27 protein-coding genes are annotated in these 22153 nt (G+C 69.5%); 11 read left to right on the top strand and 16 right to left on the bottom strand.

Going from position 1 to position 22153, the window contains the following annotated elements:
• The first annotated feature begins 8 nt into the window (after nucleotides 1-8).
• Nucleotides 9-791, top strand: a complete 783-nt coding sequence (gene sufC, locus IM777_RS09815; RefSeq protein WP_071043577.1) for a Fe-S cluster assembly ATPase SufC — start codon at nucleotides 9-11, stop codon at nucleotides 789-791.
• A 9-nt stretch (nucleotides 792-800) separates the two neighbouring features.
• Nucleotides 801-1130: a metal-sulfur cluster assembly factor gene (locus IM777_RS09810; protein ID WP_071043576.1), complete on the top strand. Its 330-nt coding sequence runs from the start codon at nucleotides 801-803 to the stop codon at nucleotides 1128-1130.
• Between the two features lie 58 nt (nucleotides 1131-1188).
• On the opposite strand, the gene IM777_RS09805 is transcribed toward IM777_RS09810, so the two are convergent.
• The 6 genes from IM777_RS09805 to IM777_RS09780 form a co-directional block, all read right to left on the bottom strand.
• Entirely contained in the window at nucleotides 1189-2091 is a 903-nt protein-coding gene (locus tag IM777_RS09805; protein ID WP_194383197.1) for a siderophore-interacting protein, read from the bottom strand.
• Nucleotides 2088-2912 carry an ABC transporter ATP-binding protein gene (locus tag IM777_RS09800; protein WP_194383196.1) on the bottom strand — a complete coding sequence of 275 codons (825 nt, stop codon included), beginning with the start codon at nucleotides 2910-2912 and terminating at the stop codon, nucleotides 2088-2090. The genes IM777_RS09805 and IM777_RS09800 overlap by 4 nt, the downstream gene beginning before the upstream one ends.
• On the bottom strand, nucleotides 2909-3961 hold the full coding sequence (locus IM777_RS09795; RefSeq protein ID WP_194383195.1) for a FecCD family ABC transporter permease: 1053 nt from the start codon (nucleotides 3959-3961) through the stop codon (nucleotides 2909-2911). The genes IM777_RS09800 and IM777_RS09795 overlap by 4 nt, the downstream gene beginning before the upstream one ends.
• Nucleotides 3958-5013: a FecCD family ABC transporter permease gene (locus IM777_RS09790; protein ID WP_194383194.1), complete on the bottom strand. Its 1056-nt coding sequence runs from the start codon at nucleotides 5011-5013 to the stop codon at nucleotides 3958-3960. The genes IM777_RS09795 and IM777_RS09790 overlap by 4 nt, the downstream gene beginning before the upstream one ends.
• On the bottom strand, nucleotides 5010-6050 hold the full coding sequence (locus tag IM777_RS09785; protein WP_194383193.1) for an iron-siderophore ABC transporter substrate-binding protein: 1041 nt from the start codon (nucleotides 6048-6050) through the stop codon (nucleotides 5010-5012). Before IM777_RS09785 ends, IM777_RS09790 begins: the two co-directional genes overlap by 4 nt.
• An 85-nt stretch (nucleotides 6051-6135) precedes the next feature.
• On the bottom strand, nucleotides 6136-6771 hold the full coding sequence (locus IM777_RS09780; protein ID WP_194383191.1) for a biotin transporter BioY: 636 nt from the start codon (nucleotides 6769-6771) through the stop codon (nucleotides 6136-6138).
• Nucleotides 6772-6883: 112 nt separating this feature from the next.
• Here IM777_RS09780 and IM777_RS09775 point away from each other — a divergent pair, with 112 nt between their 5' ends.
• Nucleotides 6884-8482, top strand: coding sequence for an ABC-F family ATP-binding cassette domain-containing protein (locus tag IM777_RS09775; RefSeq protein WP_194383190.1), 1599 nt, complete (start codon nucleotides 6884-6886; stop codon nucleotides 8480-8482).
• On the opposite strand, the gene IM777_RS09770 is transcribed toward IM777_RS09775, so the two are convergent.
• The 4 genes from IM777_RS09770 to IM777_RS09755 are packed head-to-tail and all read right to left on the bottom strand — an operon-like array spanning nucleotide 8483 to nucleotide 10323.
• Nucleotides 8483-9337, bottom strand: a complete 855-nt coding sequence (locus IM777_RS09770) for an SURF1 family cytochrome oxidase biogenesis protein (RefSeq protein ID WP_194383189.1) — start codon at nucleotides 9335-9337, stop codon at nucleotides 8483-8485. It abuts the gene before it with no gap.
• Nucleotides 9334-9531 (bottom strand): hypothetical protein, encoded by a 198-nt coding sequence (locus tag IM777_RS09765; protein ID WP_071043569.1) that lies wholly within the window; start codon nucleotides 9529-9531, stop codon nucleotides 9334-9336. Before IM777_RS09765 ends, IM777_RS09770 begins: the two co-directional genes overlap by 4 nt.
• Nucleotides 9524-9904: a DUF3099 domain-containing protein gene (locus IM777_RS09760; RefSeq protein WP_194383188.1), complete on the bottom strand. Its 381-nt coding sequence runs from the start codon at nucleotides 9902-9904 to the stop codon at nucleotides 9524-9526. The genes IM777_RS09765 and IM777_RS09760 overlap by 8 nt, the downstream gene beginning before the upstream one ends.
• A gap of 44 nt (nucleotides 9905-9948) precedes the next feature.
• Nucleotides 9949-10323 carry a DUF4190 domain-containing protein gene (locus IM777_RS09755; protein ID WP_194383187.1) on the bottom strand — a complete coding sequence of 125 codons (375 nt, stop codon included), beginning with the start codon at nucleotides 10321-10323 and terminating at the stop codon, nucleotides 9949-9951.
• A gap of 113 nt (nucleotides 10324-10436) precedes the next feature.
• Between IM777_RS09755 and fabG the strand changes: the two genes are divergently transcribed.
• Entirely contained in the window at nucleotides 10437-11147 is a 711-nt protein-coding gene (gene fabG, locus IM777_RS09750; protein ID WP_071043567.1) for a 3-oxoacyl-ACP reductase FabG, read from the top strand.
• Here fabG and IM777_RS17250 read toward each other — a convergent pair.
• The 4 genes from IM777_RS17250 to IM777_RS09735 are packed head-to-tail and all read right to left on the bottom strand — an operon-like array spanning nucleotide 11141 to nucleotide 13842.
• Nucleotides 11141-11440 carry a hypothetical protein gene (locus IM777_RS17250; protein WP_228480746.1) on the bottom strand — a complete coding sequence of 100 codons (300 nt, stop codon included), beginning with the start codon at nucleotides 11438-11440 and terminating at the stop codon, nucleotides 11141-11143. The genes fabG and IM777_RS17250 overlap by 7 nt on opposite strands.
• Nucleotides 11416-11895: an alpha/beta fold hydrolase gene (locus tag IM777_RS17245; protein ID WP_228480745.1), complete on the bottom strand. Its 480-nt coding sequence runs from the start codon at nucleotides 11893-11895 to the stop codon at nucleotides 11416-11418. The genes IM777_RS17250 and IM777_RS17245 overlap by 25 nt, the downstream gene beginning before the upstream one ends.
• A gap of 44 nt (nucleotides 11896-11939) precedes the next feature.
• Nucleotides 11940-12578 (bottom strand): phosphoserine phosphatase SerB, encoded by a 639-nt coding sequence (serB, locus tag IM777_RS09740; protein ID WP_194383186.1) that lies wholly within the window; start codon nucleotides 12576-12578, stop codon nucleotides 11940-11942.
• Nucleotides 12579-12597: 19 nt separating this feature from the next.
• Nucleotides 12598-13842: a glucose-1-phosphate adenylyltransferase gene (locus tag IM777_RS09735; protein WP_071043564.1), complete on the bottom strand. Its 1245-nt coding sequence runs from the start codon at nucleotides 13840-13842 to the stop codon at nucleotides 12598-12600.
• Nucleotides 13843-13940: 98 nt separating this feature from the next.
• Here IM777_RS09735 and glgA point away from each other — a divergent pair, with 98 nt between their 5' ends.
• The 4 genes from glgA to IM777_RS09715 all read left to right on the top strand — a co-directional run bounded on the left by glgA (nucleotide 13941) and on the right by IM777_RS09715 (nucleotide 17253).
• The gene (gene glgA / locus IM777_RS09730; RefSeq protein WP_194383185.1) at nucleotides 13941-15134 is read left to right on the top strand and encodes a glycogen synthase; all 1194 of its coding nucleotides are present in this window, start codon (nucleotides 13941-13943) and stop codon (nucleotides 15132-15134) included.
• Between the two features lie 10 nt (nucleotides 15135-15144).
• Nucleotides 15145-15930 (top strand): ABC transporter ATP-binding protein, encoded by a 786-nt coding sequence (locus tag IM777_RS09725; RefSeq protein WP_071043562.1) that lies wholly within the window; start codon nucleotides 15145-15147, stop codon nucleotides 15928-15930.
• Between the two features lie 113 nt (nucleotides 15931-16043).
• On the top strand, nucleotides 16044-16295 hold the full coding sequence (locus IM777_RS09720) for a type B 50S ribosomal protein L31 (protein ID WP_071043561.1): 252 nt from the start codon (nucleotides 16044-16046) through the stop codon (nucleotides 16293-16295).
• Between the two features lie 76 nt (nucleotides 16296-16371).
• A complete protein-coding gene (locus tag IM777_RS09715; protein WP_194383184.1) occupies nucleotides 16372-17253 on the top strand; it encodes an alpha/beta fold hydrolase in 882 nt (293 codons plus the stop codon).
• Nucleotides 17254-17269: 16 nt separating this feature from the next.
• Here the strand turns inward: IM777_RS09715 and IM777_RS09710 are convergent, their stop codons facing one another.
• On the bottom strand, nucleotides 17270-17743 hold the full coding sequence (locus IM777_RS09710; RefSeq protein WP_194383183.1) for an Lrp/AsnC family transcriptional regulator: 474 nt from the start codon (nucleotides 17741-17743) through the stop codon (nucleotides 17270-17272).
• A 166-nt stretch (nucleotides 17744-17909) separates the two neighbouring features.
• On the opposite strand from IM777_RS09710, the gene pdhA reads away from it, so the two are divergent.
• The 3 genes from pdhA to IM777_RS09695 are packed head-to-tail and all read left to right on the top strand — an operon-like array spanning nucleotide 17910 to nucleotide 21456.
• On the top strand, nucleotides 17910-19043 hold the full coding sequence (pdhA, locus tag IM777_RS09705; protein WP_194383182.1) for a pyruvate dehydrogenase (acetyl-transferring) E1 component subunit alpha: 1134 nt from the start codon (nucleotides 17910-17912) through the stop codon (nucleotides 19041-19043).
• Nucleotides 19040-20074 carry an alpha-ketoacid dehydrogenase subunit beta gene (locus tag IM777_RS09700; RefSeq protein ID WP_194383181.1) on the top strand — a complete coding sequence of 345 codons (1035 nt, stop codon included), beginning with the start codon at nucleotides 19040-19042 and terminating at the stop codon, nucleotides 20072-20074. Before pdhA ends, IM777_RS09700 begins: the two co-directional genes overlap by 4 nt.
• Nucleotides 20071-21456: a dihydrolipoamide acetyltransferase family protein gene (locus tag IM777_RS09695; protein WP_194383180.1), complete on the top strand. Its 1386-nt coding sequence runs from the start codon at nucleotides 20071-20073 to the stop codon at nucleotides 21454-21456. Before IM777_RS09700 ends, IM777_RS09695 begins: the two co-directional genes overlap by 4 nt.
• Nucleotides 21457-21465: 9 nt before the next feature.
• Here IM777_RS09695 and IM777_RS09690 read toward each other — a convergent pair whose 3' ends face one another.
• Nucleotides 21466-22074, bottom strand: a complete 609-nt coding sequence (locus IM777_RS09690; RefSeq protein WP_071043555.1) for a TetR/AcrR family transcriptional regulator — start codon at nucleotides 22072-22074, stop codon at nucleotides 21466-21468.
• Between the last annotated feature and the right edge of the window lie 79 nt (nucleotides 22075-22153).

Genomic DNA, 22153 nt, shown 5'->3' with positions numbered 1-22153 from the left:
AACACATCATGACTGTCCTCGAGATCCGCGACCTGCACGTGACGGTCGAGACCGAGAAGGGGGCCACCCCCATCCTGAACGGCGTCACACTGACCATCCGAACGGGCGAGACGCACGCCATCATGGGCCCGAACGGGTCGGGAAAGTCGACGCTCGCGTACACGATCGCCGGACACCCCAAGTACACCGTGACGGGCGGATCCATCACGCTCGACGGCGAGGACGTGCTCGAGATGTCCGTCGACGAGCGCGCCCGCGCCGGGCTCTTCCTGGCGATGCAGTACCCTGTGGAGATCCCCGGGGTGACCGTGACGAACTTCCTCCGCACCGCCAAGACCGCCATCGACGGCGAAGCACCCGCGATCCGCTCGTGGACCAAGGACGTCCGCGAGTCGATGACGAATCTCCGGATGGACCCGACGTTCGCGCAGCGCAACGTCAACGAGGGATTCTCCGGCGGCGAGAAGAAGCGCCACGAGATCCTGCAGCTCGAGCTGCTCCGCCCGAAGCTCGCCGTGCTGGACGAGACCGACTCCGGGCTGGACGTCGACGCCCTCAAGATCGTGTCCGAGGGTGTCAACCGGGCGAAGGAGCAGACCGACCTCGGTGTGCTCCTGATCACCCACTACACCCGCATCCTGCGTTACATCCGGCCTGATCACGTGCACGTGATGGTCAAGGGCCGCATCGTCGAGGAGGGCGGCCCGGAACTTGCCGACCGGCTGGAGGACGAGGGCTACGATCGCTTCGTTCCGCAGGTCGCTGAGCCGACCGTCGACGCCGGCGCGTAGAATCGTTACATGACCGTCACGCTCACGACCGAGAAGTACGACGAGGTCTCCGAAGCGCTCAAAGACGTCATGGATCCGGAGCTCGGGATCAATGTCGTCGATCTGGGGCTCATCTACGACCTCGCGTGGGACGACGACAACGACGCCCTCGTGATCCACATGACACTCACGTCCGCCGGCTGCCCGCTGACGGACGTGCTCGAGGAGCAGACCGCGCAGGCGCTCGACGCCGTGGTGGATCGATTCCGGATCAACTGGGTCTGGATGCCGCCGTGGGGTCCGGAGCGGATCACCGACGATGGGCGCGACATGATGCGTGCCCTCGGTTTCGCGATCTGACGCGCACTCCTCGTGACCGAGGTGAAGGGCGCGACCGCTTGCGCGGTCGCGCCCTTTCTCACATCTCGGCGCGGCCGAGGCGCCAGTAGCCCATGAAGGCGACCGCTCGGCGATCCACGCCCCGCTCACTGACGAGATGACGACGGAGCGCCTTGATGCCGCCGGCTTCCCCGGCCAGCCACGCGTAGAGCGGTGCGCTCATCAAGGCGGCGCCGCCCTTGGCCGTGCGCGGCACCTCCCAGAGGAGCTGGGTGTCGATGTCGATCTCTTCGACGTCGGCTCCCGTCCCGCCGGGCGCGAGACGTTCGGCGACGTGCGGCACGGTCGTGGTGAGGAAGTCGTGCCGCGTGTCGGCGGTGCGGTGCCCGATGGACATCCCGAACCCGGGATGGGTCGGCATGTAGGCCGCATCGGCCGGCTCGGGCAGCTCGAGAACGACGTGTCCGCGAGCCTCCGGCGGGAGCTGCTCGAGGATGACCGCGATCGCGGGGGCCGCGGTCTCATCTCCCACGAGCAGGACGGCGTCGGTGCGCTCAGGCGGGACGAAGTCGATGCCGAAGCTCACGCCGGTCGCGGCCGTGGACGGAGCGAGGATCAGCAGCTCGTCGCCGATCCTCGCGTCGTCGATCCACCGGGAGGCGGGGCCGGCGACGTCGTGCACGACCATGTCGACATCCACCTCTCGCAGCTCGTGACGCACGCGTCGCGTGGTGTAGGTGCGGATGTGGGGGCGGGTGTCCGAGGGGAGCTCCCGCCACTGCGCGTACCAGTCGTCTCCGGTCGGCATCGCCTCCAGTGGTGCTGTCGCGGTGGGGAAGATGAGCTTGATCCGCTGATCGAAGCCCGGGTCGCCGTAATCGTCGAGGTCGTCGCCGGTGAAGGTGAAGCGTCGGAAGCTGGGGGTCAGGTCGCTGATGGCCGTCACACGCACCCGGAAGAACCGGTAGGGCTTGTCTGTCATGGTGTCACTCCGTCCAGGGGGTCGAGGATGTGGTGGCGTCCACGGGGGAGGACCATCGGAGACCCCGAGACCGGGTCGTCGATGACGAGGGAGTCCAGGTCGAAGACGTCGCGAATGAGTTCGCGGGTGATGACATCCGACGGCGGACCGCTCGCGACGAGTCGACCGCGTCTGAGGGCGAACAGATGGTCGGCGTACCGCGCCGCGAGATTGATGTCGTGCAGGACCATGACGATCGTCGTGCCCCGCCGGCGGTTCAGATCGGTGAGCAGGTCGAGAACCTCGACCTGGTGACTGACGTCGAGGAAGGTCGTCGGCTCGTCCAGCAGCAGCACGCCCGTCTCCTGAGCCAGTGCCATGGCGATCCACACGCGCTGCCGCTGTCCGCCGGACAGTTCGTCGATCGGGCGGTCGGCGAGGTCGTTCACACCGGTCGCGTCGAGGGCGTGCGCGACGGCGACGTCGTCCTCGGTCGTCCAGGACCGGAAGAGCTTCTGGTGCGGGTGCCTCCCGCGTCCGACGAGTTCCGACACCACGATGCCCTCGGGGGCGATCGGCTGCTGCGGGAGCAGTCCGAGCGATCGGGCGAGTTCCTTGGTGGGGATCTGGTCGATGCGACGGCCGTCGAGGACGACCGTTCCGCTCTCCGGCGCGAGCAGCCTCGACATCGTCTTGAGCAGCGTCGACTTGCCGCACGCGTTCGCGCCGACGATCACACTGATCCTGCCGGCGGGCACGTCGAGGTCGACGTCGTCGACGATGACGGCGCCCGCGTAGCCGGCGACGAGGCCCTCCGTGCGGAGCTGGTGTGCGTGGGTCATGAAGAGCCTCCGCGGCGGCTGGTACGGATGAGCAGGTACAGGAGGTAGGGAGCTCCGAGGATGCCGGTGATGACGCCCACGGGGAATTTCGTGTCGAAGGCGAACTGCCCCAGGAGGTCGGCCGCGAGCACGAGGCACGACCCCGTGAGCGCCGCCGGGACGACCACGGATGCGCCCGCGCCGACGATCCGGGTGGCGATCGGTCCGGCGAGGAAGGCCACGAAGGCGATCGGTCCGGTCGTGGCGGTGGCGAAGCAGGCCAGGGCGACCGCCGAGACGACGAGAAGGAGCCGCGTGCGGTCGACACGCACCCCGAGGGCGGTGGCCGACGCGTCGCCGAGTTCCAGGGCGCGCAGATCCCTGCTGAGCAGCAGCACGATCGGCACCAGGACGAACACCGCGACGGCAAGCGGCGGCACGTCCTCCATCCGCGCACCGTTGAGGCTGCCCGCGAGCCATCGTGCGGCGACGGCGACGTCGTAGACCTGGGCGCGGACGAGGAGGTAGGCCACGACGGCGTCGAGCATGGCGCCGATGCCGATGCCGATGAGGATCAGACGGCCGCCGGTCGACGTGCCACCACGAGCAGCGATGTAGATGACGACGGCCGTTCCCACGCCGGCGAGCAGGGCCAGCGTCATGGTGGCCCCGCTGCCCCAGCCCAGCACGATCAGCGAGAGGATCGCCGCCGCACTGGCACCGGAGGTGATCCCGATGACGTCCGGACTGGCGAGAGGATTGCGCAGCATGGTCTGGAAGGTCACGCCGGCGACGCCGAACGCGACACCCGCGAGGACACCGGTGAGGGTACGGGGTATTCGGAGTGTGCCCACGGTGAAGGATGCCCCGGGAACGTCGTTGCCGAGCATGACCGCGATCAGATCGCCGAGCGGGTAGACGGTGTTGCCCAGCGTGAGCATCGCGATGCTGAGGCCGATCAGAAGGATCACCAGCGCGGCGACCGCGATCGTGCGGCGACGCGTCCGTGCGCGGCGGCCTGCGCGGACCGCGGCGGCGGTTCCGTCGATGATCTCTGCTGTCGCGGTCACAGCGCCCTCATCCGGGTGCGGCGAGCGATGACGATGAGAACGGGGGCCCCGACGAATGCGGTGATGATGCCCGCCTCGACCTCGCCGGGGGAGCCGATGACACGTCCGATCGTGTCTGCCGCGACGAGGAGGATGGCGCCGCCGATCGCGGAGAGAGGGAGGAGCCACCGCTGGTCCGGCCCGGAGACGAGGCGCACCACGTGCGGGACCATGAGCCCGACGAAGCCGATCGGGCCGGCGACCGCGGTGACGGCGGCGCACAGGGCGACCCCCGCGATGGCGGCGACGATGCGGATGCGTCCGACGTGCACGCCGAGGCCCGTCGCCACGTCATCGCCCATCGCGAGCGCGTTCAGAGCCGAGGCGGAGAAGATGGCGACGATGGCGCCGAAGACGAGAACGGGCGCGACCACCGCCATGGTCTCCCATTCCGCTCGTCCGACATTGCCCACCTGCCAGTAGCGGAACTCGTCGAGCACGTTCTGACGCGGCAGCAGGATCGCTGACACGAGCGACGTGAGGGCGGCGGTCGTCGCAGCTCCCGCCAGCGCGAGCTTGATGGGCGTCGTGCCGCCGGCGCCGACCGATCCGACGAAGTATACGAAGACGGCGGTGAGGCCGGCGCCGATGAGGGCCAAGCTGAGGTAACCCCACGTGTCTGCCAGGCCGAAGAAGGCGATGCCGATGACGACGGCCAGCGCGGCGCCGGTGTTGACGCCGAGGATGCCGGGGTCCGCGAGCGGATTGCGGGTGATGGCCTGCATGAGGGCGCCGGAGATGGCCAGCGCCGCACCAGCGAGCATGGCGAGCGCGGTGCGGGGGATGCGGCTCTGCACCGCGAGTGCACCGATCTCGGTGGGTGTCTGCCCGCGCAGCCACGTGGTGACGCCGTCGACGACCTCGGTGACGCTGACCGGCCTGGAACCGAATGCCAGCGAGAGGATCACGGTGACGACGAGGAGAGCGAGTCCGATGACGAGGGCCACGACACGCGGCCGCGCGCTCGCACGAGAGGCGGGCGCGCGGCGCGTGTTCGCGGCGAGGAGCGTCACTGAGCCTGCGAGGCGGCGTCCTCGAGCATCGCGACGTACTCGTCGAGGACCCACGGGATCGACAGTGCGGTCGGGCTGACGGCGGCGCTCAGGGCGTCTCCGTTTCCGACCTCCACGACGGCGCCGTTCTGCACGGCGGGCAGGGTGCTCCACAGCGGGTCGGCCTGCATCGCCTCGAGCAGGCTGCCGTCGCCGTAGCTGACGATGATGTCGACGTCGGCGAGCTGGTCGGCGTTCTCCGCGCTGAAGTCCTGGTAGAAGGAACCCTCCGCCGCGGCGTCGATCGCGACCTGCGGCAGATCGAAGCCGAGGTCGTCGAGGAAGGCGGTCCGCGAGTCACCGCCGGTGTAGAGCGAGACGGTGGAGAGGTCGGCCGGGCTCGCGTAGAAGAACGCCGCCGTCTTCCCGGCGAAGTCGGCCTCCGCCGTCGCGTCGGCGATCTGCTGCTCGAGATCGGCGACGAGCTGTTCGCCTTCCTCGGCCATGCCCAGCGCTTCGGCGTTCAGGATGATGGTGTCTCGCCACGGCGTGAACCAGGCGATCTCGGGATACGCGACCACAGGGGCGATCTCGCTGAGCGTGGAATAGTCCTCCTCGCTCAGGCCCGACTGGGCGGCCAGGATCACATCGGGGGCGGTGTCGGCGATGGCTTCGAAGTCCACACCGTCGGATGAGGAGAAGATGACGGGCTCCTCACCGCCGAGCTCGTCGATCGCATCCTGCGTCCACTCGTAGACGCCGAGCTCGGCTTCGCCGGTCCACGCCCACACCTGGGAGTCCATCCCCACGGGAACGACTCCGAGGGCCAGGGGGACGTCCTGGTTGCTCCACGCGATCGCGGCGACCCGTTCCGGCTGCGACTCGATGACCGTCTCGCCGAGAGCGTGCTCGATCGTCACGGGGAAGGTGTCGCCGGTCGTCGACGACGATGCGTCCTCGGACTCTTGGACACCTGTTGCGCAGCCTGCGAGGGCGACACCGAGTGCGGTGGCGGTCACGGCGGCGAGCGCTATGCGTGTGCGGGGGGAGCGGAACAAGATTCCTCCTAGGTGTTAGGGCAGGCTTACTTTACCCGACATTCGGAGTGCTCTCGAACCCCTCGGCTCGCAGCGGGGAGGCGAATCAGTCGCGGGATGTGTCGACGCGGCGCACGAGGGCCCAGGCTCCCGGGATGACCGCCGCGGCGATCGCCGCTTTCACCACGCCGCCGATGACGAAGGGGAACAGTCCCGCCTGGAGGAGCTGCCACACCGACAGTTCCAGTCCCATCACGCCGTTCAGGATGAGTGCCATGTAGGGGATGCCCACGACGAAGGGGACGGCGCTGGCGGCGACGAAGCCGACGAAAGCGAGCCAGGGCTTGCGGTCCCACGCGCGCTCGGCGAACCAGCCCGCGACGAATGCCGCCCCGATGAAGCCCAGGATGAATCCGAAGCTGGGCTTGGCGACCGCCGCGACCGTTCCGGTGAAGTCCGCGAAGACGGGGAGCCCGGCGAGCCCGATCACCAGGTAGGCGAGAAGGGCGAGCGCGCCCCGCCGTGCGCCGAGGGCGGCGCCGACGACCACGACAGCGAGGGTCTGACCCGTGATCGGGACCGGCCACAGCGGCACGGACACCTGCGCGAGCACGGCCACGACGGCGACGCCGGCGAGGATGAGCGCGGCGTCGGTCGCGAGCGCGCGGGCGCGTCCTTCGGGCCGTGCGATGACATCGGCCAGCACGCGTCGACGGGCGGGGGAGGGGGCAGCGAGGGTCATGGCGCTCCTTCGGAGGTCGTGCCCGGCGGTCTCCGGGCCGTTCCCGACTTATACTAGGAGGCTGGCCGTCGGCCTCCCTTGTCCCCTGTCACCAACGAAACGGACGATCGCTGTGCTTGCCGTGCACGACCTCGAGATCCGCGTGGGCGCCCGCGTGCTCATGTCGGAGGTCTCCTTCCGCGTCTCCGACGGCGACAAGATCGGGCTCGTCGGGCGCAACGGCGCCGGAAAGACCACGCTCACCAAGGTGCTGGCCGGCGACGTGCTGCCTTCTGCCGGGCGCGTCGACCGCTCCGGCGAGCTGGGCTACCTGCCGCAGGACCCGCGGTCCGGCGATCCGGAGATGCTGGCTCGCACCCGGATCCTCGACGCCCGCGGCCTGGGCACGATCGCGATCGGCATGCGGGAGACCTCCGAAGCCATGGGTTCGGACGACTCCGCCGTCGCGGAGCGGGCGATGCGGAAGTACGCCAACCTGACCGAGCGGTTCGAGGCCCTGGGGGGCTATGCCGCGGAGGCCGAGGCGGCCTCGATCGCCCACAATCTCTCCCTGCCGGACCGCATCCTGGACCAGCCGCTGAAGACGCTGTCGGGCGGGCAGCGCCGGCGCATCGAGCTGGCGCGCATCCTCTTCTCAGACGCCCAGACGATGATCCTCGACGAACCCACCAACCACCTCGACGCGGACAGCGTGGTGTGGCTGCGCGAGTTCCTGAAGTCCTACAAGGGCGGGTTGATCGTGATCAGCCACGACGTGGAGCTCGTGGGCGAGACGGTCAATCGCGTGTTCTACCTCGATGCCAATCGTCAGGTCATCGATGTGTACAACATGAACTGGAAGAACTACCTGCGACAGCGGGTCGCCGACGAGGAACGGCGCAAGAAGGAGCGGGCCAACATCGAGAAGAAGGCGACCGCGCTGCAGCTGCAGGCGGCACGCTTCGGTGCGAAGGCGAGCAAGGCGGCCGCCGCGCACCAGATGGTCGCACGCGCCGAGAAGATGCTCTCCGGTCTCGACGAGGTGCGCCAGGAAGACCGCGTCGCGAAGCTGCGCTTCCCCAAGCCCGCCCCGTGCGGCAAGACACCGCTGATGGCCAAGGCGCTGTCGAAGTCGTACGGGTCGCTGGAGATCTTCGCCGACGTCGACCTCGCGATCGACCGCGGCTCGAAGGTCGTCGTGCTCGGCCTGAACGGTGCCGGCAAGACGACCCTCCTTCGTATCCTCGCCGGCGTCGACCGGGCCGACACGGGTGTCATCGAGCCGGGCCATGGTCTCAAGGTCGGCTACTACGCGCAGGAGCACGAGAACCTCGACGTGAACCGTTCGGTGCTCGAGAACATGATGTCCGCAGCGCCCGACATCACCGCGACCGAGGCGCGCAAGGTGCTGGGGTCGTTCCTGTTCACCGGTGACGACGTGCTCAAGCCTGCGGGAGTGCTCTCGGGCGGTGAGAAGACCCGGTTGTCGCTGGCGACCCTCGTGGTGTCGTCGGCGAACATGCTGCTCCTCGACGAGCCCACCAACAACCTCGACCCCGCTTCGCGCGAGGAGATCCTGGGAGCCCTCGCCCACTACGAGGGCGCGGTCGTGCTCGTTTCCCACGACGAGGGCGCCGTGGAGGCGCTGAACCCGGAGCGGGTCCTCATCCTCCCCGACGGTGTCGAGGACATCTGGGGGCGCGACTACATCGAGCTGATCACGCTGGCGTGATCACCGGCCGAGGGCGTCCACGAGCGCGTCCTCGGCATCCGCATCGTGGTCGCGGCGTCGCCGGGCGATGGGTCCGGTCGTGTCCGCCGGCTTCTCGTCGTCTTCGTCATCGTCGCGTCGCGCGCGGATCTCGGTGCGGATCATGTATCCGATGAACACGAAGCCCATGATCGCGAAGAGGATCCACTGAATGGCGTACGACAGGTGCGGCCCGGGGTCGGCCGACGGGTCGTCGAGTGCGCCGAGCGTCGTCGCCGGCGCGGGCTGCTCCGACACCAGGGCGCCGTAGGCGCTCTGCTCGACTCGCTCGCCGTCGGCGACGACCGCCGCGATGAGCGGGAGGTTGATGGTGGGGATCTGCCCGCCGTCCACGGACTCTCCGGACGACGTGAGAGCCTCTCCCGGTCGCAGACGCACCGTCACCTCGACGGTGCCTTCCGGAGGGGCTGCGACGGCGTCGGGCTCGCGGCTGCTCTCGCCGGGAGGCACCCACCCACGATCGACGATCAGGATGCGCCCGTCCTCGAGGCGGAAGGGAACGAGCACCTCGAACGCCGCGGTGCCGCCGTGGGGACGGTTTCGCACCAGCAGCTGATCCGCCGGGAGGTACTCGCCGGTCATCACGACCGGGTGCCACTCGTCTTCGGGGTCGAGCGTCGATCCCTCCGGGACGAGGTCCGCCAGACCGACGGGCACGGCGTCGTAGTTGCGGTCGACGAGCTCCAGTTCGGCGGCACGCGACTCGTTCCGCTCGAACTGCCAATGGGACAGGAACGCGCAGGCGATCGCGAACAGCACCGCGACGGCGACGTATCCCGACCACCGCACGGCCGTCGGCGCCGTGCGCCGGCTCATGACGTCGCCTCGAGTTCGGAGACATCGAGCGGGAAATCACGCGCGGCGAGGAAATCCCGCAGGAAGGCGCGGTGCGCATCGCAGGCGACCCACGTCTTGCGACGGTCGGCCCCGTGGATGCGCGGGTTCCGCCAGTCGATGCGCCAGCGCGCGGTCTCGCGGCATCCCGCTCGAGAGCAACGCGCGTCACCCACCCCTGTTCTCGCCTTCGCGACGTGTCTCCTCGATGCGGATGACACGGGGCCGCGCCTGCTGCACGGCTTCGTCGTCACGCTCTGGCGCGGAGCGGACCGCCGCCGCCGGCAGCGCCCGTTCGGGGCTCTCGACGCCGGTCTCGCGAACATCGGACCCGACGTTCGCGAACACCACGGCAACGTAGGGGAGGAAGATCGCAGCAGCCGCGAAGGCCCACGTCCACCATCCGTACGGGGTGACGAAGACCATCAGCGCGAAGCACAGCACGCGGATCCCCATGGTGACGAGGTACGTGCGCGCGCGGGAGTCCGCGCCCTCGCGCGGTGCGCGGGGGAGGGACGTCGCCGACGGCGTGTGGTGCGAGTGCTTCACGGTCCCTCCAGGGTACGCCCGCTGCGCACCCGGGAGCCCGCGGGTCAGCTGTAGGTCGACTGCGACACAGCGGTGAGGAAGACGCCGAAGAAGAGGATGACCGCGATGACCCCGATGACCGCCAGGGCCAGGCCGACGTAGCCGACGATCAGGCCGGCGAGGGCCAGGCCGCGACCTTGTTCGCCGGTGCGGGAGATCTGAGACAGCGACATGTGCCCGGTGATGACCCCCGCGAGCGAGCCGAGGAACGGCAGGATCACGAAAGCACTGATCGAGGCGATCAGCGAGACGATCGCGAGGGTGTTCGTCCGCGCACCCGCAGGACCTCCCGCGCCGTAGGGCGGTGGTGTCGCACCGTGAGCCGGCGGCGGACACGCGCCGGGCGACGTGGGTCCGCCGTGGGGGTCGGGCTGTGTCATCTGAGGCCTTTCTCGAGGGCGCTTCCAGCGTGGCAGTGCCGACGGACGGGTGTCAATCGCGTGCCCGCTAGGCTGAGGCGGGTCCCCGCCCGCAGCATGAAGGAGCATCAGCTATGTCCTCTGAGCACGTCGTCCTCGTCACCGGGGGAAACCGTGGCATCGGCCGCGCCATCGCCGAGCGGTTCGTCGCAGAGGGCTACCGCGTCGCGGTGACCGCGCGCAGCGGGGAGGGCCCGGAGGGCACGCTCACGGTGCGGGCCGACGTGACGGACGCGGCTGCCGTCGACGCCGCCTTCACCGAGGTCGAGGGCGCGCTCGGACCCGTCGACGTGCTGGTGGCCAACGCGGGCATCACACGCGACACCCTCCTCCTCCGGATGAGCGAGGACGACTTCGACGACGTGGTGTCCACGAACCTCGGCGGATCGTTCCGCGTCGTCAAGCGCGCCTCGAAGGGCATGCTCAAGAAGCGCTGGGGTCGAGTGATCCTGATCTCCAGCGTGGTCGGGCTGCTGGGCTCTGCCGGTCAGATCAACTACAGCGCGTCCAAGAGCGGGCTGGTCGGCTTCGCTCGGTCGCTCACCCGCGAGCTCGGCGCGCGCGGGATCACCGCGAATGTCGTGGCCCCGGGCTTCATCGAGACCGACATGACCGCTGGACTGCCGGAGCAGACCCAGGCCGACTACAAGAAGAGCATTCCCGCCGGTCGCTTCGGATCATCCGATGAGGTCGCCGGTGTGGTCGCGTGGCTCGCCTCCGACGCGGCCGCCTACGTCTCCGGCGCCGTGATCCCGGTCGACGGCGGCCTCGGCATGGGTCACTGACCCGCCGGGTGCCCGGACTCCTCGCCGGGGGCGCCGGGGGTCTCCCGCACCGCTTCGAGGAGCGCTCGAGCCGTTCGCTCCGGAGCTGAGAACTGCGGCCAGTGCCCTCCTGGCGCACCGTCGTCGTGGAGCTGGATGATGCGGAGATCCTCGACGGCTGCCAGCTCCGCCGCCCACGGGGCGGGGTCCGCCGCGATCTCTCGGATCACGTTCGCCGGCACGGTCCCGGTCACGATGGTGACGGGCACACCGCGACGCCGCTCGTCCGTCAGCCGGAGGGCGTCCGTGGGCACGTGCCGCGGAACCGAGCTCGTGCGGGCCCCCGCGCGGGCACGCGCTTCCGGCGAGAGATCGGCGACGTCGTCCTCGTCGAAGAACTCCCACCCGGGGAACGGCACGACACCGTCGACGACGGGAAGTCCGAGATGCCAGCTCCCGGAACGGGCGGAAAGGTGTCGAGCAGGGTCACGTGCGCCACGGCGTGCGGGCGCCGGTCGGCAGCCGCGTAGACGACGTTTCCGCCTCCGCTGTGTCCGATCAGCACCACGGGATGCGTCGCAGCGTCGATCTCGCGGACGACCGCTCCGACCCAGTCGTCGATTCCGATCTCGTCGCTCTCGGATGCCGAGGCGCCGGTGCCCGGCATCGTCAGCGGATGCACACGGTGACCGTTCGCGACGAGTGGCGCGGTGACATCGGACCACGAGGAGGCATCGAGCCAGAGGCCGGGAACGAGAAGGATGTCCATGAGCCTCACGGTAGCGTCAGGGTCCGACACAGGCGGGAGCGAGGTCAGGGCAGGAGCGAGATCGCTTCCCGCAGATCGATCGGGCCCACGACCAGATCCGCGTGAGCGCGCACGGTCGGCTTGGCGTTGAAGGCGACGCCGAGTCCTGCCACGCGCATCATCTCGAGGTCGTTCGCCCCGTCACCGATCGCGATCGTCTGCCGAAGCGGGATGTGCTCCTGATGGGCCCACTCGCGCACGGCGTCGGCCTTCGCCCGAGCATCGATGATCGGCCCGGAGACGCGGCCGGTGAGTGCTCCGTCGCGCTGGTCCAAGCGGTTGGCACGCCACCGATCGACGCCCAGCGATGGGGCCACCGTGTCGAGGATCTCGTGGAACCCGCCGGACACCACCGCGGCGACGCCCCCGCGGCGATGGATCTCCGTGAGGAACTCCCGCACCCCCGGGGTCGGCTCGATGCGGGCGATGACCCGCTCGAAGGCCGACACCGAAACCCCCGCGAGGGCCTCGACGCGGGAGCGGAGGGAAGCGGCGAAATCCACCTCGCCGCGCATCGCTGCCTCGGTCGCAGCGGCGACTTCGGCACCGCGCCCGGCTTCGTCGGCGAGCAACTCGATCACCTCGTTCCGGATGAGGGTCGAATCGGCGTCGAGCACGACGAGGAACGCGGGGGAGTCAGGCACCCTCACACGCTACTTGCGCTCAGGCCTCGACGTGCACGCCCTTGCCGACGATCGTGATGCCGGAATCGGTCACGGTGAAGCCGCGGGCCAGGTCGCGATCGCGATCGACGCCGATGGTCGCCCCGTCGGCGAGCACGACGTTCTTGTCGAGGATCGCCCGGTGGATCCTCGCCCCCTGTCCCACGCGCACGTGATCGAACAGCACCGCGTCCGTGATCGTGGACCCTCCGCCCGCAAGCGTCCATGGCCCAACGACACTCCGCTCGATGTGCGTTCCCGACAGAACGGAGCCGAGCGAGACGATCGAGTCGATCGCGTTGCCGATGCGTCCGACGGAGTCGCGCACGAACTTCGCCGGCGGCGAGTTGACCGTCTGCGAGTGGATCGGCCACTCGGTGTTGTAGAGGTTGAAGATCGGCAGCGTCGAGATCAGGTCGCGGTGCGCGTCGAAGAAGGAGTCGATGGTTCCGACGTCGCGCCAGTAGTAGCGGTCGCGATCCGTCGAACCGGGCACGTCGTTGCGCTTCATGTCGTAGACGCCCGCTTCGCCGCGACCGACGAAGTAGGGGACGATGTCGCCGCCCATGTCGTGATTCGAGGTGGGGATCTCACCGTCGGCCTCGACCGCCTCGATGAGGGCGTCGGTGTCGAAGATGTAGTTCCCCATGGACGCCAGCACCTCGTGGGGCGAATCGGCGAGGCCGATCGGATCGTGGGGCTTCTCCAGGAACTCCCGGATCCGTGACGGATCGTCGGGTTCGACGTCGATGACGCCGAACTGGTTCGCGAGCTCGATCGGCTGACGGATGCCCGCCACGGTCGCGCGCGCCCCCGACTCGATGTGCGCAGCCAGCATCTGCTGGAAGTCCATGCGGTAGACGTGGTCGGCGCCGATGACGACGACGATGTCGGGCTTCTCGTCGTTGATGAGATTCAGGCTCTGGAGGATGGCATCGGCCGACCCCGAGAACCACCGCTTGCCGAGTCGCTGCTGCGCCGGAACGCTCGTGACGTAGGAGCCGAGGAGCGCCGACATGCGCCACGTCTGCGAGATGTGACGGTCCAGGCTGTGCGACTTGTACTGCGTGAGCACCACGATCTGGCGCAGGCCGGAATTGAGCAGGTTGGAGATCGCGAAGTCGATGAGTCGGTACTGACCGCCGAACGGGACCGCGGGCTTGGCCCGGTCCGCCGTCAGCGGCATGAGTCGCTTGCCCTCGCCGCCGGCGAGGATGATTCCGAAGACCTTCGGCGTCCGTGGCATGGCTCCACCCTAGGGTGCGCGCGAGCGTGCGGACCAGGGGTGGCGTGTGATTCGGACAGGGGTGTAACGGCTCATCCGCATGCACTAGCGTTCGACCCATGCGCGTGGACATCGTCAGCAAGGAGTACCCGCCCGAGATCTACGGCGGGGCGGGGGTGCACGTCACCGAGCTCGTCGCGGCGCTGCGCGGATCGATCGAGGTGCAGGTGCGTGCCTTCGGCGCGGACCGTGACGAGGAGGACACGACCTCCTATCGTGTGCCGGCCGAACTCGCCGGTGCGAACGGCGCCCTGCAGACGCTCGGCATCGACCTCGAGATCGTCGGCGACATCGGGGGAGCGGATGTGGTCCACAGCCACACCTGGTACGCGAATTTCGCCGGTCATCTCGCATCGCTGCTGCACGGCATCCCGCACATCGTCACCGCGCACAGCCTGGAGCCGCTGCGCCCTTGGAAGGCGGAGCAGCTGGGCGGCGGCTACGCCGTGTCGAGCTTCATCGAGAAGATTGCCTACGAGGCGGCGGCCGCGATCGTCGCCGTGAGCGACGGCATGCGCCGGGACATCCTTCGCAGCTACCCGGCGCTCGATCCCGACAAGGTGCGGGTCATCTACAACGGAATCGACGTCGCCCAGTGGCGACCCGTGCACGACGACGCGTTCCTGCGTACGGCAGGTATCGATCCGGACCGCCCGTCGGTGGTGTTCGTCGGTCGCATCACACGGCAGAAGGGCCTGCCCTATCTCCTCCGGGCCGTCGAGTCGCTGCCCGGGGACGTGCAGGTGGTCCTCTGCGCCGGCGCTCCCGACACGCCCCAGATCCTCGAGGAGGTCGAGGGCCTCGTGCGCGGCCTGCAGGAGACCCGGGAGGGGGTTGTCTGGATCGATCGGCTCCTGCCGCGCGACGAGCTCTGCACGATTCTCGCCGCTGCCACGACCTTCGTGTGCCCGTCGGTCTACGAGCCGCTCGGCATCGTCAACCTCGAGGCCATGGCATGCGGAGCGGCCGTCGTCGGCACGGCGACCGGCGGCATCCCCGAGGTCGTCGTCGACGGCGTCACGGGCCGGCTGGTGCCGATCGAGCAGGTGCAGGACGGCACGGGAACGCCGGTCGACCCCGACGCATTCGTCGCGGATCTCGCTCGCGTGCTCACCGAGGTGGTGTCCGATCCCGCACGCGCCCGCGCTTACGGAGATGCGGGACGCCGCCGAGCCGCCGAGCATTTCAGCTGGGGTGCCATCGCCGAACAGACCGCCGCCCTGTACCGCGAAGTGGCCGCCGCCGGCCGATAGGCTGGGATGCATGCCGCAGGTGCTCGAATACTCCGACGTCGTCGTCCGCCGCAACGCCAGGGACATCATCGATCACCTCGATTGGTCGGTGAACGACGACGAGCGCTGGGTGATCCTCGGCCCCAACGGCGCCGGCAAGACCACGCTGCTGCAGATGGCGGACACCATGATGCACCCGACGTCGGGCACCGTCACGATCCTCGGTGAGCGGCTGGGGCGCAGCGACGTGTTCGAACTGCGGCCGCGCATCGGATTCGCCTCCTCCGCGCTGGCTCGTCGCGTGCCGCCGGAGGAGACGGTGCTGAACGTGGTGCTCACCGCGGCCTTCAGCGTGCTCGGGCGCTGGCGCGAGGACTACGAGGACATCGACGAGCGCCGTGCGCTGCGGGTGCTCGCCGAGTGGAAGCTCGACGAACTCGCCGACCGCACCTTCGGCACGCTCTCCGACGGCGAGCGCAAGCGCGTGTCGATCGCCCGGGCCGTGATGACCGACCCGGAGCTGCTGCTCCTGGACGAGCCGACCGCGAGCCTGGACCTCGGCGCACGGGAAGAGCTGCTCTCCCTTCTCGGCGGCTACGCACAGGCGCCGACGACGCCGGCCATGATCATGGTGACGCATCACGTGGAGGAGATCCCCGTGGGCTTCACACACGTGCTGCTGTTGCGCGACGGCCGTGTCGTCGGTGCCGGGCCCCTCGCCGACACCCTCACCTCCGCGGCTCTCACCGAGGCGTTCGGGGTCCCGATCGACCTCACCGAACACGACGGCCGCTACGCCGCCCGCGCGGCGCACTGACCTCGATTCCCGGCGCCGAGGCGATCCCTGGTAGACTCGTGCGCTGGTGCCGTTGCGCCTCGACTTTCACCGGTCCCTCAGAACCGAAGGGGCCCGACCCCTCAAGGAACGCCATGAAGACTGACATCCACCCCGACTACCAGGCGGTCGTTTTCCGCGACCTCGGCTCGGGCGAGACCTTCCTCACCCGTTCGACGGTGACCAGCGACAAGACCATGGAGCTCGACGGCGTCGAGTACCCGGTGATCGACGTCGAGATCTCGTCGTCCTCGCACCCGTTCTACACGGGCAAGCAGCGCATCATGGACTCGGCCGGCCGCGTCGAGAAGTTCAACCAGCGCTTCAAGAACTTCGGCTCCAAGTAAGCAGCCCGTTCACGACAGCCCCGCTTCGGCGGGGCTGTCGTCGTTGTGCGCACGGCGTCCCGCGTAGACTCGGCGGGTGTCCGCTCCGCACCCCTACGCCGCGCGTCTCGCGGCGATCCCGGTGCAGCGACACGAGACCGAGGTGCTGGGGTCGCCCACCGTCTGGTGGGAGTACGGCGACAGCGATGCCACGACGACCATCCTCGCCGTCCACGGATTCCGGGGCGAGCACCACGGTCTCGAACCGGTCGTGGCGTTCCTGCCGGGAGTGCGCTTCGTCATGCCGGATCTGCCGGGCTTCGGAGAGACACCTTCGATCCCGGGCCTCACGCATGACATCGACACCTACACGCGGTGGTTGATCGCCTTCGCAGCGGCGGTCGCACCCGGCGCGGTCGTCCTGGGGCACTCCTTCGGCTCGATCATCGCCGCCTCCGCGGTGGCAGACGGGCTGGCGACCCCGCGGCTCGTCCTGGTGAACCCGATCGGCGCGCCCGCGCTCGAGGGGCCCCGCGGCATCCTCACCCGCCTTGCCGTGCTGTACTACCGGGCCGGTGCGGCCCTTCCTCGACCGCTCGGGGAGGCGCTGCTCCGCAACGGCGTCATCGTGCGGGTGATGAGCGTGTCGATGGCCAAGACGAAGGATGCGGAGGTGCGTCGGTTCGTGCACGACCAGCACGACACCTACTTCTCCCGATTCGCCGACCGCGACGTGCTCCATGACGCATTCGTCGCCTCCGTCTCGCACGACGTGCGGGAATTCGCCCCGCGCATCACGGTGCCGACGCTCCTGATCGCCGCTGACAGGGATGACATCACCCCGATCGAGGCCGAGCGCCTGCTCGCGGCCACGTTCGCGGAGTCGACGCTCGTGGAGATTCCCGACGTCGGGCATCTCATCCACTACGAGACGCCCCAGGCGGCGGCGGCGGCCATCGAGGCTTTCCTCGCCGCGTGAGCGTCTTCCGCGCGGCTCAGGCTTCGCGGGTGGCGAGATCGATCAAGGGCGCCACGCGGTACCCGATGACCTCTCCCATGATGAGAGAGGTCTCGGTGCGCTCCACACCGTCGATGGCCAGGATGCGGCCATCCGTGTCGAAGAGGTGCTGGGTGTCGCGACATGCGACGCGTACGAGCAGATCGACCTGACCGCTCAATCCGTCCGCCTGAACGACCTCGGGAACGCGGGCCAGTTCCGCGCGGATGCGGGGCAGGTCCGCCTGCCGCACCATGACACTGATGAACGCCTCGATCGGGAAGCCGAGGGCCGATGCCGAGATCGCGCGCTCGTAGGACAGGAACACACCGGAACGGTCGAGTCTGGCCATGCGTGCCTGGACCGTGTTGCGCGAGAGGCCGAGTCGTTCGGCGAGGGCGACGACCGTCGCGCGGGGGTCGGCGGACAGGGCCGAGAGCAGTTCCAGATCGGTGCGGTCCAGAGTGGTCATAGTGCGAGACATTAGCACGCATGACGGGGGTGGATGTACGCAACATGCTCATGGTGCGGGCGCATGCTTGAGCTAGGTGTTATACCGCCGTATCGTCGGCAGCACCGGCGAGGATGCCGGCCGACGCGGCGGATTCGGCCTCACGAGGGCAGGACCGCCGGAAGGGATGACGACGATGCACACCCTGAATCCGACCGCTGATCCCGCGACCGACATCGACGAGGTCGCCCGTCTGATCCGCGCTGACGGCACTCGCGTCTGCGACGGTGAACTCGATCCCTGGGTCGACGACGTCGATCATGCGTTCCTGCGGGACCTGTACCGGGACATGTCGCTCGTCCGGAGCGTCGACACCGAGGGGGTCGCGCTGCAACGTCAGGGTCAGCTGGGCCTCTGGGCACCCTGCCGAGGGCAGGAGGCGGCGCAGGTCGGCACCGCTCGCGCCCTGCGGCCTGACGACTTCGTGTTCCCCAGCTACCGCGAGCTCGGAGTCGGGCTCGTGCGCGGCGCGGAGCCCGCGGATGTCGTGCTCTCCTGGCGTGGTGAGGTCCACGCGACCTACGACCCGCAGCGCATGCGCACCGCGCCCCCGCAGATCATCATCGGGGCGCAGTCGCTGCACGCGGTGGGGTACGCGATGGGCATCCAGCGCGACCGCGGCGGGGAGATCGCCGTGGCCTACTTCGGCGACGGCGCCACGAGCCAGGGCGACGTCAACGAGGCGATGGTCTTCGCGTCGTCCTTCGCCGCTCCGGTCGTCTTCGTGTGCTCCAACAATCAGTGGGCGATCTCGGAGCCGGTCACGGTGCAGGCGAGGTTCCCGATCGCCGGGCGCGCGCCCGGCTTCGGCATCCCGAGCATGCGGATCGACGGGAACGACGTCCTCGCGTGTCTGGCCGCCATGCGGTGGGCAGCCGATCATGCGCGCTCCGGAGCGGGCCCCGCCTTCCTCGAGGCCGTGACGTATCGCATGGGGCCTCATACGACCTCCGACGATCCGACGCGGTATCGCGCTCCGGAAGACCTCGAGGCGTGGGCACAGCGCGACCCGATCATGCGGCTGGAGGCGCTCCTGAAGGCCGAGGACGCGTGGGACGACGCCTTCGAAGCCGGCGTGGCGGACCGGGCGGATGAGCTCGCGGCAGCGGTTCGGGACGCGGCACTCCACGCGCGCTCGCGGGAGCCGCTCGCGGTGTTCGACGACGTCTACGCCGAGCCGCACACCGCGCTCGCGGCACAACGTCGCCGGTTCGGGGCGTACCTCGACGGATTCGCCGACGACGAGGAGGACGCGCGATGAGCCGGTTGACGATGGCTGCAGCGCTCGGCCACGGTCTGCGCAGAGCGATGCGCGACGACGAGCGCGTCGTGCTGATGGGGGAGGACATCGGGCGTCTGGGCGGCGTCTTCCGCGTCACGGACGGGCTCCTCGACGAGTTCGGGCCGGCGCGCGTCGTCGACACCCCTCTCGCGGAGGCGGGCATCGTGGGCACCGCGGTGGGGCTGGCCTACCGCGGATTCCGACCCGTGGTCGAGATCCAGTTCGACGGGTTCGTCTACCCGGCCTTCGACCAGATCGTGTGTCAGGTGGCGAAGCTCCACTATCGCACGCAAGGACGCGTGCGCATGCCGCTCACCATCCGCATCCCCTGGGCGGGAGGGGTGGGGGCCGCGGAGCACCACTCCGAGTCGCCGGAGGCCTACTTCGTGCACACGTCCGGCCTTCGGGTGATCGCGGTGTCGCAGCCGCAGGATGCGTACGTCATGCTCCGGCAGGCGATCGCGTGCGACGATCCGGTCGTCTTCTTCGAGCCGAAGCGGCTCTACCACCGCAAGGGCGACGTCGATCTCGCCGACGCCTCGCCGATGGGCCTTGCGCGTGTCGCCCGCCCCGGACATGATGTGACGCTGGTCACGTACGGGGCCCAGGTGACGACGGCGCTCGATGCCGCGGCCGCCGCCGAGGAGGACGGCGTGTCGATCGAGGTCATCGATCTGCGCTCCCTGTCACCCGTGGACTACCGCACGCTCGCGGCATCGGTGCGACGTACCGGCCGGGTCGTCGTCACCCACGAGGCCGGCGGTGAGGCCGGGATGGCGGCCGAGGTCATCACCAGCCTCGTCGAGCGATGCTTCCACTACCTCGAGGCGCCGCCGGAACGGGTGACCGGGCACGACATCCCCTACCCGCCGGCGAAGCTCGAAGCACTGCACCTGCCCGATCTGGATCGGATCCTCGATGCGGTGGACCGGGTGCTGGGACGACCCGCGAGCCCGACGGGGTTCGAGGACGAGGTGGTCATCCCGGAGGCGGAGGAGGCGGTTCGATGAGCGAGGACTTCCGACTCCCGGACCTGGGCGAGGGGCTGCCCGAGGCCGAGATCGTGCAGTGGCACGTCGCCGAGGGCGACACGGTGTCCCTGAATCAGACGCTCGCCGAGGTCGAGACGGCCAAGGCCGTCGTGGAGATCCCCTCGCCCTTCGCCGGGGTGGTCAGGACACTGCACGCGGCGCCGGGCGACGTCGTCGACGTGGGTGCCGTCCTGGTGAGCGTCGACACCTCTGCTGCGTCGGGCGACGCCGGAGGAGACGGGACCGGCGGAACGGGCGAGGGCCAGGGGGATGCCGTCGAGGTCGCTGCGACCGGGGAGGCGGAGGATGAGCCCGCGCCGGCAAACCTCGTCGGCTACGGAGCGGCCGTCGGCACACCCGCACGGCGACGTCGTCGCCGTGCCGCGGCCGGGGAATCGAGCGCCGGCGCCGACACGGCGATCCTCGAGGCCGCACCTCATGACGCGATCCGCCTGACCGACACGGCCGCCGACACCCTCGCCGAGCGACCGCGGTCCACTCCACCGGTGCGGAAGCTGGCCAAGGAGCTCGGCGTGGATATCGCCCTGATCACGCCCGCGGGTCCCGACGGGCTCATCACGCGTCGAGACGTCGAAGACGTCGCCGGACGGGGACGCACGCCGGCAGCCTCGCGCGAGCGCGCCCCCTCGCAGGAACCGGCTGGCGAGCGGGAAACGCGCGTACCGGTCCGCGGCGTGCGTCGGCACACCGCGGAGGCGATGGTCGCCAGCGCCTTCACGGCGCCGCACGCCACCACGTTCCTGACGGTGGACGCGACCGAGACGATGGAATTCATCGCGCGCGTCCGGGGGGATGCGGTGCCTGCCCGGATCGGTGTGCTGGCCGTGGCCGCCAAGGCCGTCTGTCTGTCGCTCCGGCGCCACTCGTCGCTCAACGCGCGGTGGGACGAGCGCGCCGGCGAGATCGTGGAGTTCGGCTATGTGAACCTCGGGATCGCCGCCGCGACCCCGCGCGGTCTTCTCGTGCCGCGCATCGCGGATGCCGACGCGATGACGCTCGCAGAACTCGCGACCGAGCTCTCTGCCCTCACCGAGCGTGCCCGGTCGGGGCGGTCGACGCCCGCCGAACTCACCGGCAGCACGTTCTCGATCACCAACGTCGGCGTGTTCGGCGTCGATGCCGGAACGCCCATCCTCAATCCGGGGGAGGCCGGCATCCTCGCCCTGGGTGCGGTCCGCCGCATGCCGTGGGAGCACGAAGGCGCGATCGCACTGCGGAGTGTCATCACCTTGAGTCTGTCCTTCGACCATCGCGTCGTCGACGGCGAACAGGCTGCGTCGTTCCTGCGGGACGTGGGCGCGCTGCTGGCTGACCCTGCACGCGCGATGCTCCTGGCGTGAGCGCCCCGATCAGGCGTCGGCATCCGCGGTGAGGGCCGCCAGCGCCATCGCCTCCAGGACCGGCGCGGCTGGGCCGTCCGGGACACTCCAGCGAACGCCGCGCACGCTGTGCGGTGTGGAGTTGATGAGACCGAAGCAGGCGTAGACGCGCACGCGCAGCTCGGCCGGCTCCGCGTGCGGCAGCAGCGCGCCGAGGGTGTCCGTCCAGATGGCGACGTAGTCCCGCTGGAGACGCCGCACCGTCCGGGCGTCGCCATCGGAGAGATTGGCGAGATCGCGGTCCTGCACGCGGATGACGTCGGCTTCGGACAGGGCGAAGGCGACATGAAAGCGCGCGAGAGCGACCAGGCGGTCGGCGGCCGTGTCGTGCGCGGCGGCGACCTCCGTCCCACCCGCGTGCAGTCGCTCGCTGACGCCGACGAGGATGGCCGCCAGGAGAGCCTGCTTGCCCGAGAAGTGCCGGTAGACGGCCGGTCCCGACACGCCGACGGCGGCGCCGAGGTCCTCCAGACTCACGCCGCTGAACCCGCGATCGGCGAACAGTCGTGCGGCCTCGCGGAGCAGCGCGTCATGGCGATCCGCTTTGGCGCGCTCACGATCCGTGGCGCTCCTTGTCATCTCAGTTAATCCTCGCTAACGTGGTGCTCAGTTAGTCAGCGCTAACTGTGATGTGAACACTAGCCAACGCTCGTCATCG

The organism is Microbacterium luteum (assembly GCF_015277875.1).
GTDB lineage: Bacteria > Actinomycetota > Actinomycetes > Actinomycetales > Microbacteriaceae > Microbacterium > Microbacterium luteum.
The sequence above is the reverse complement of the archived record's forward strand: the minus strand, read 5'-3'. Positions and strand labels throughout refer to the sequence as shown.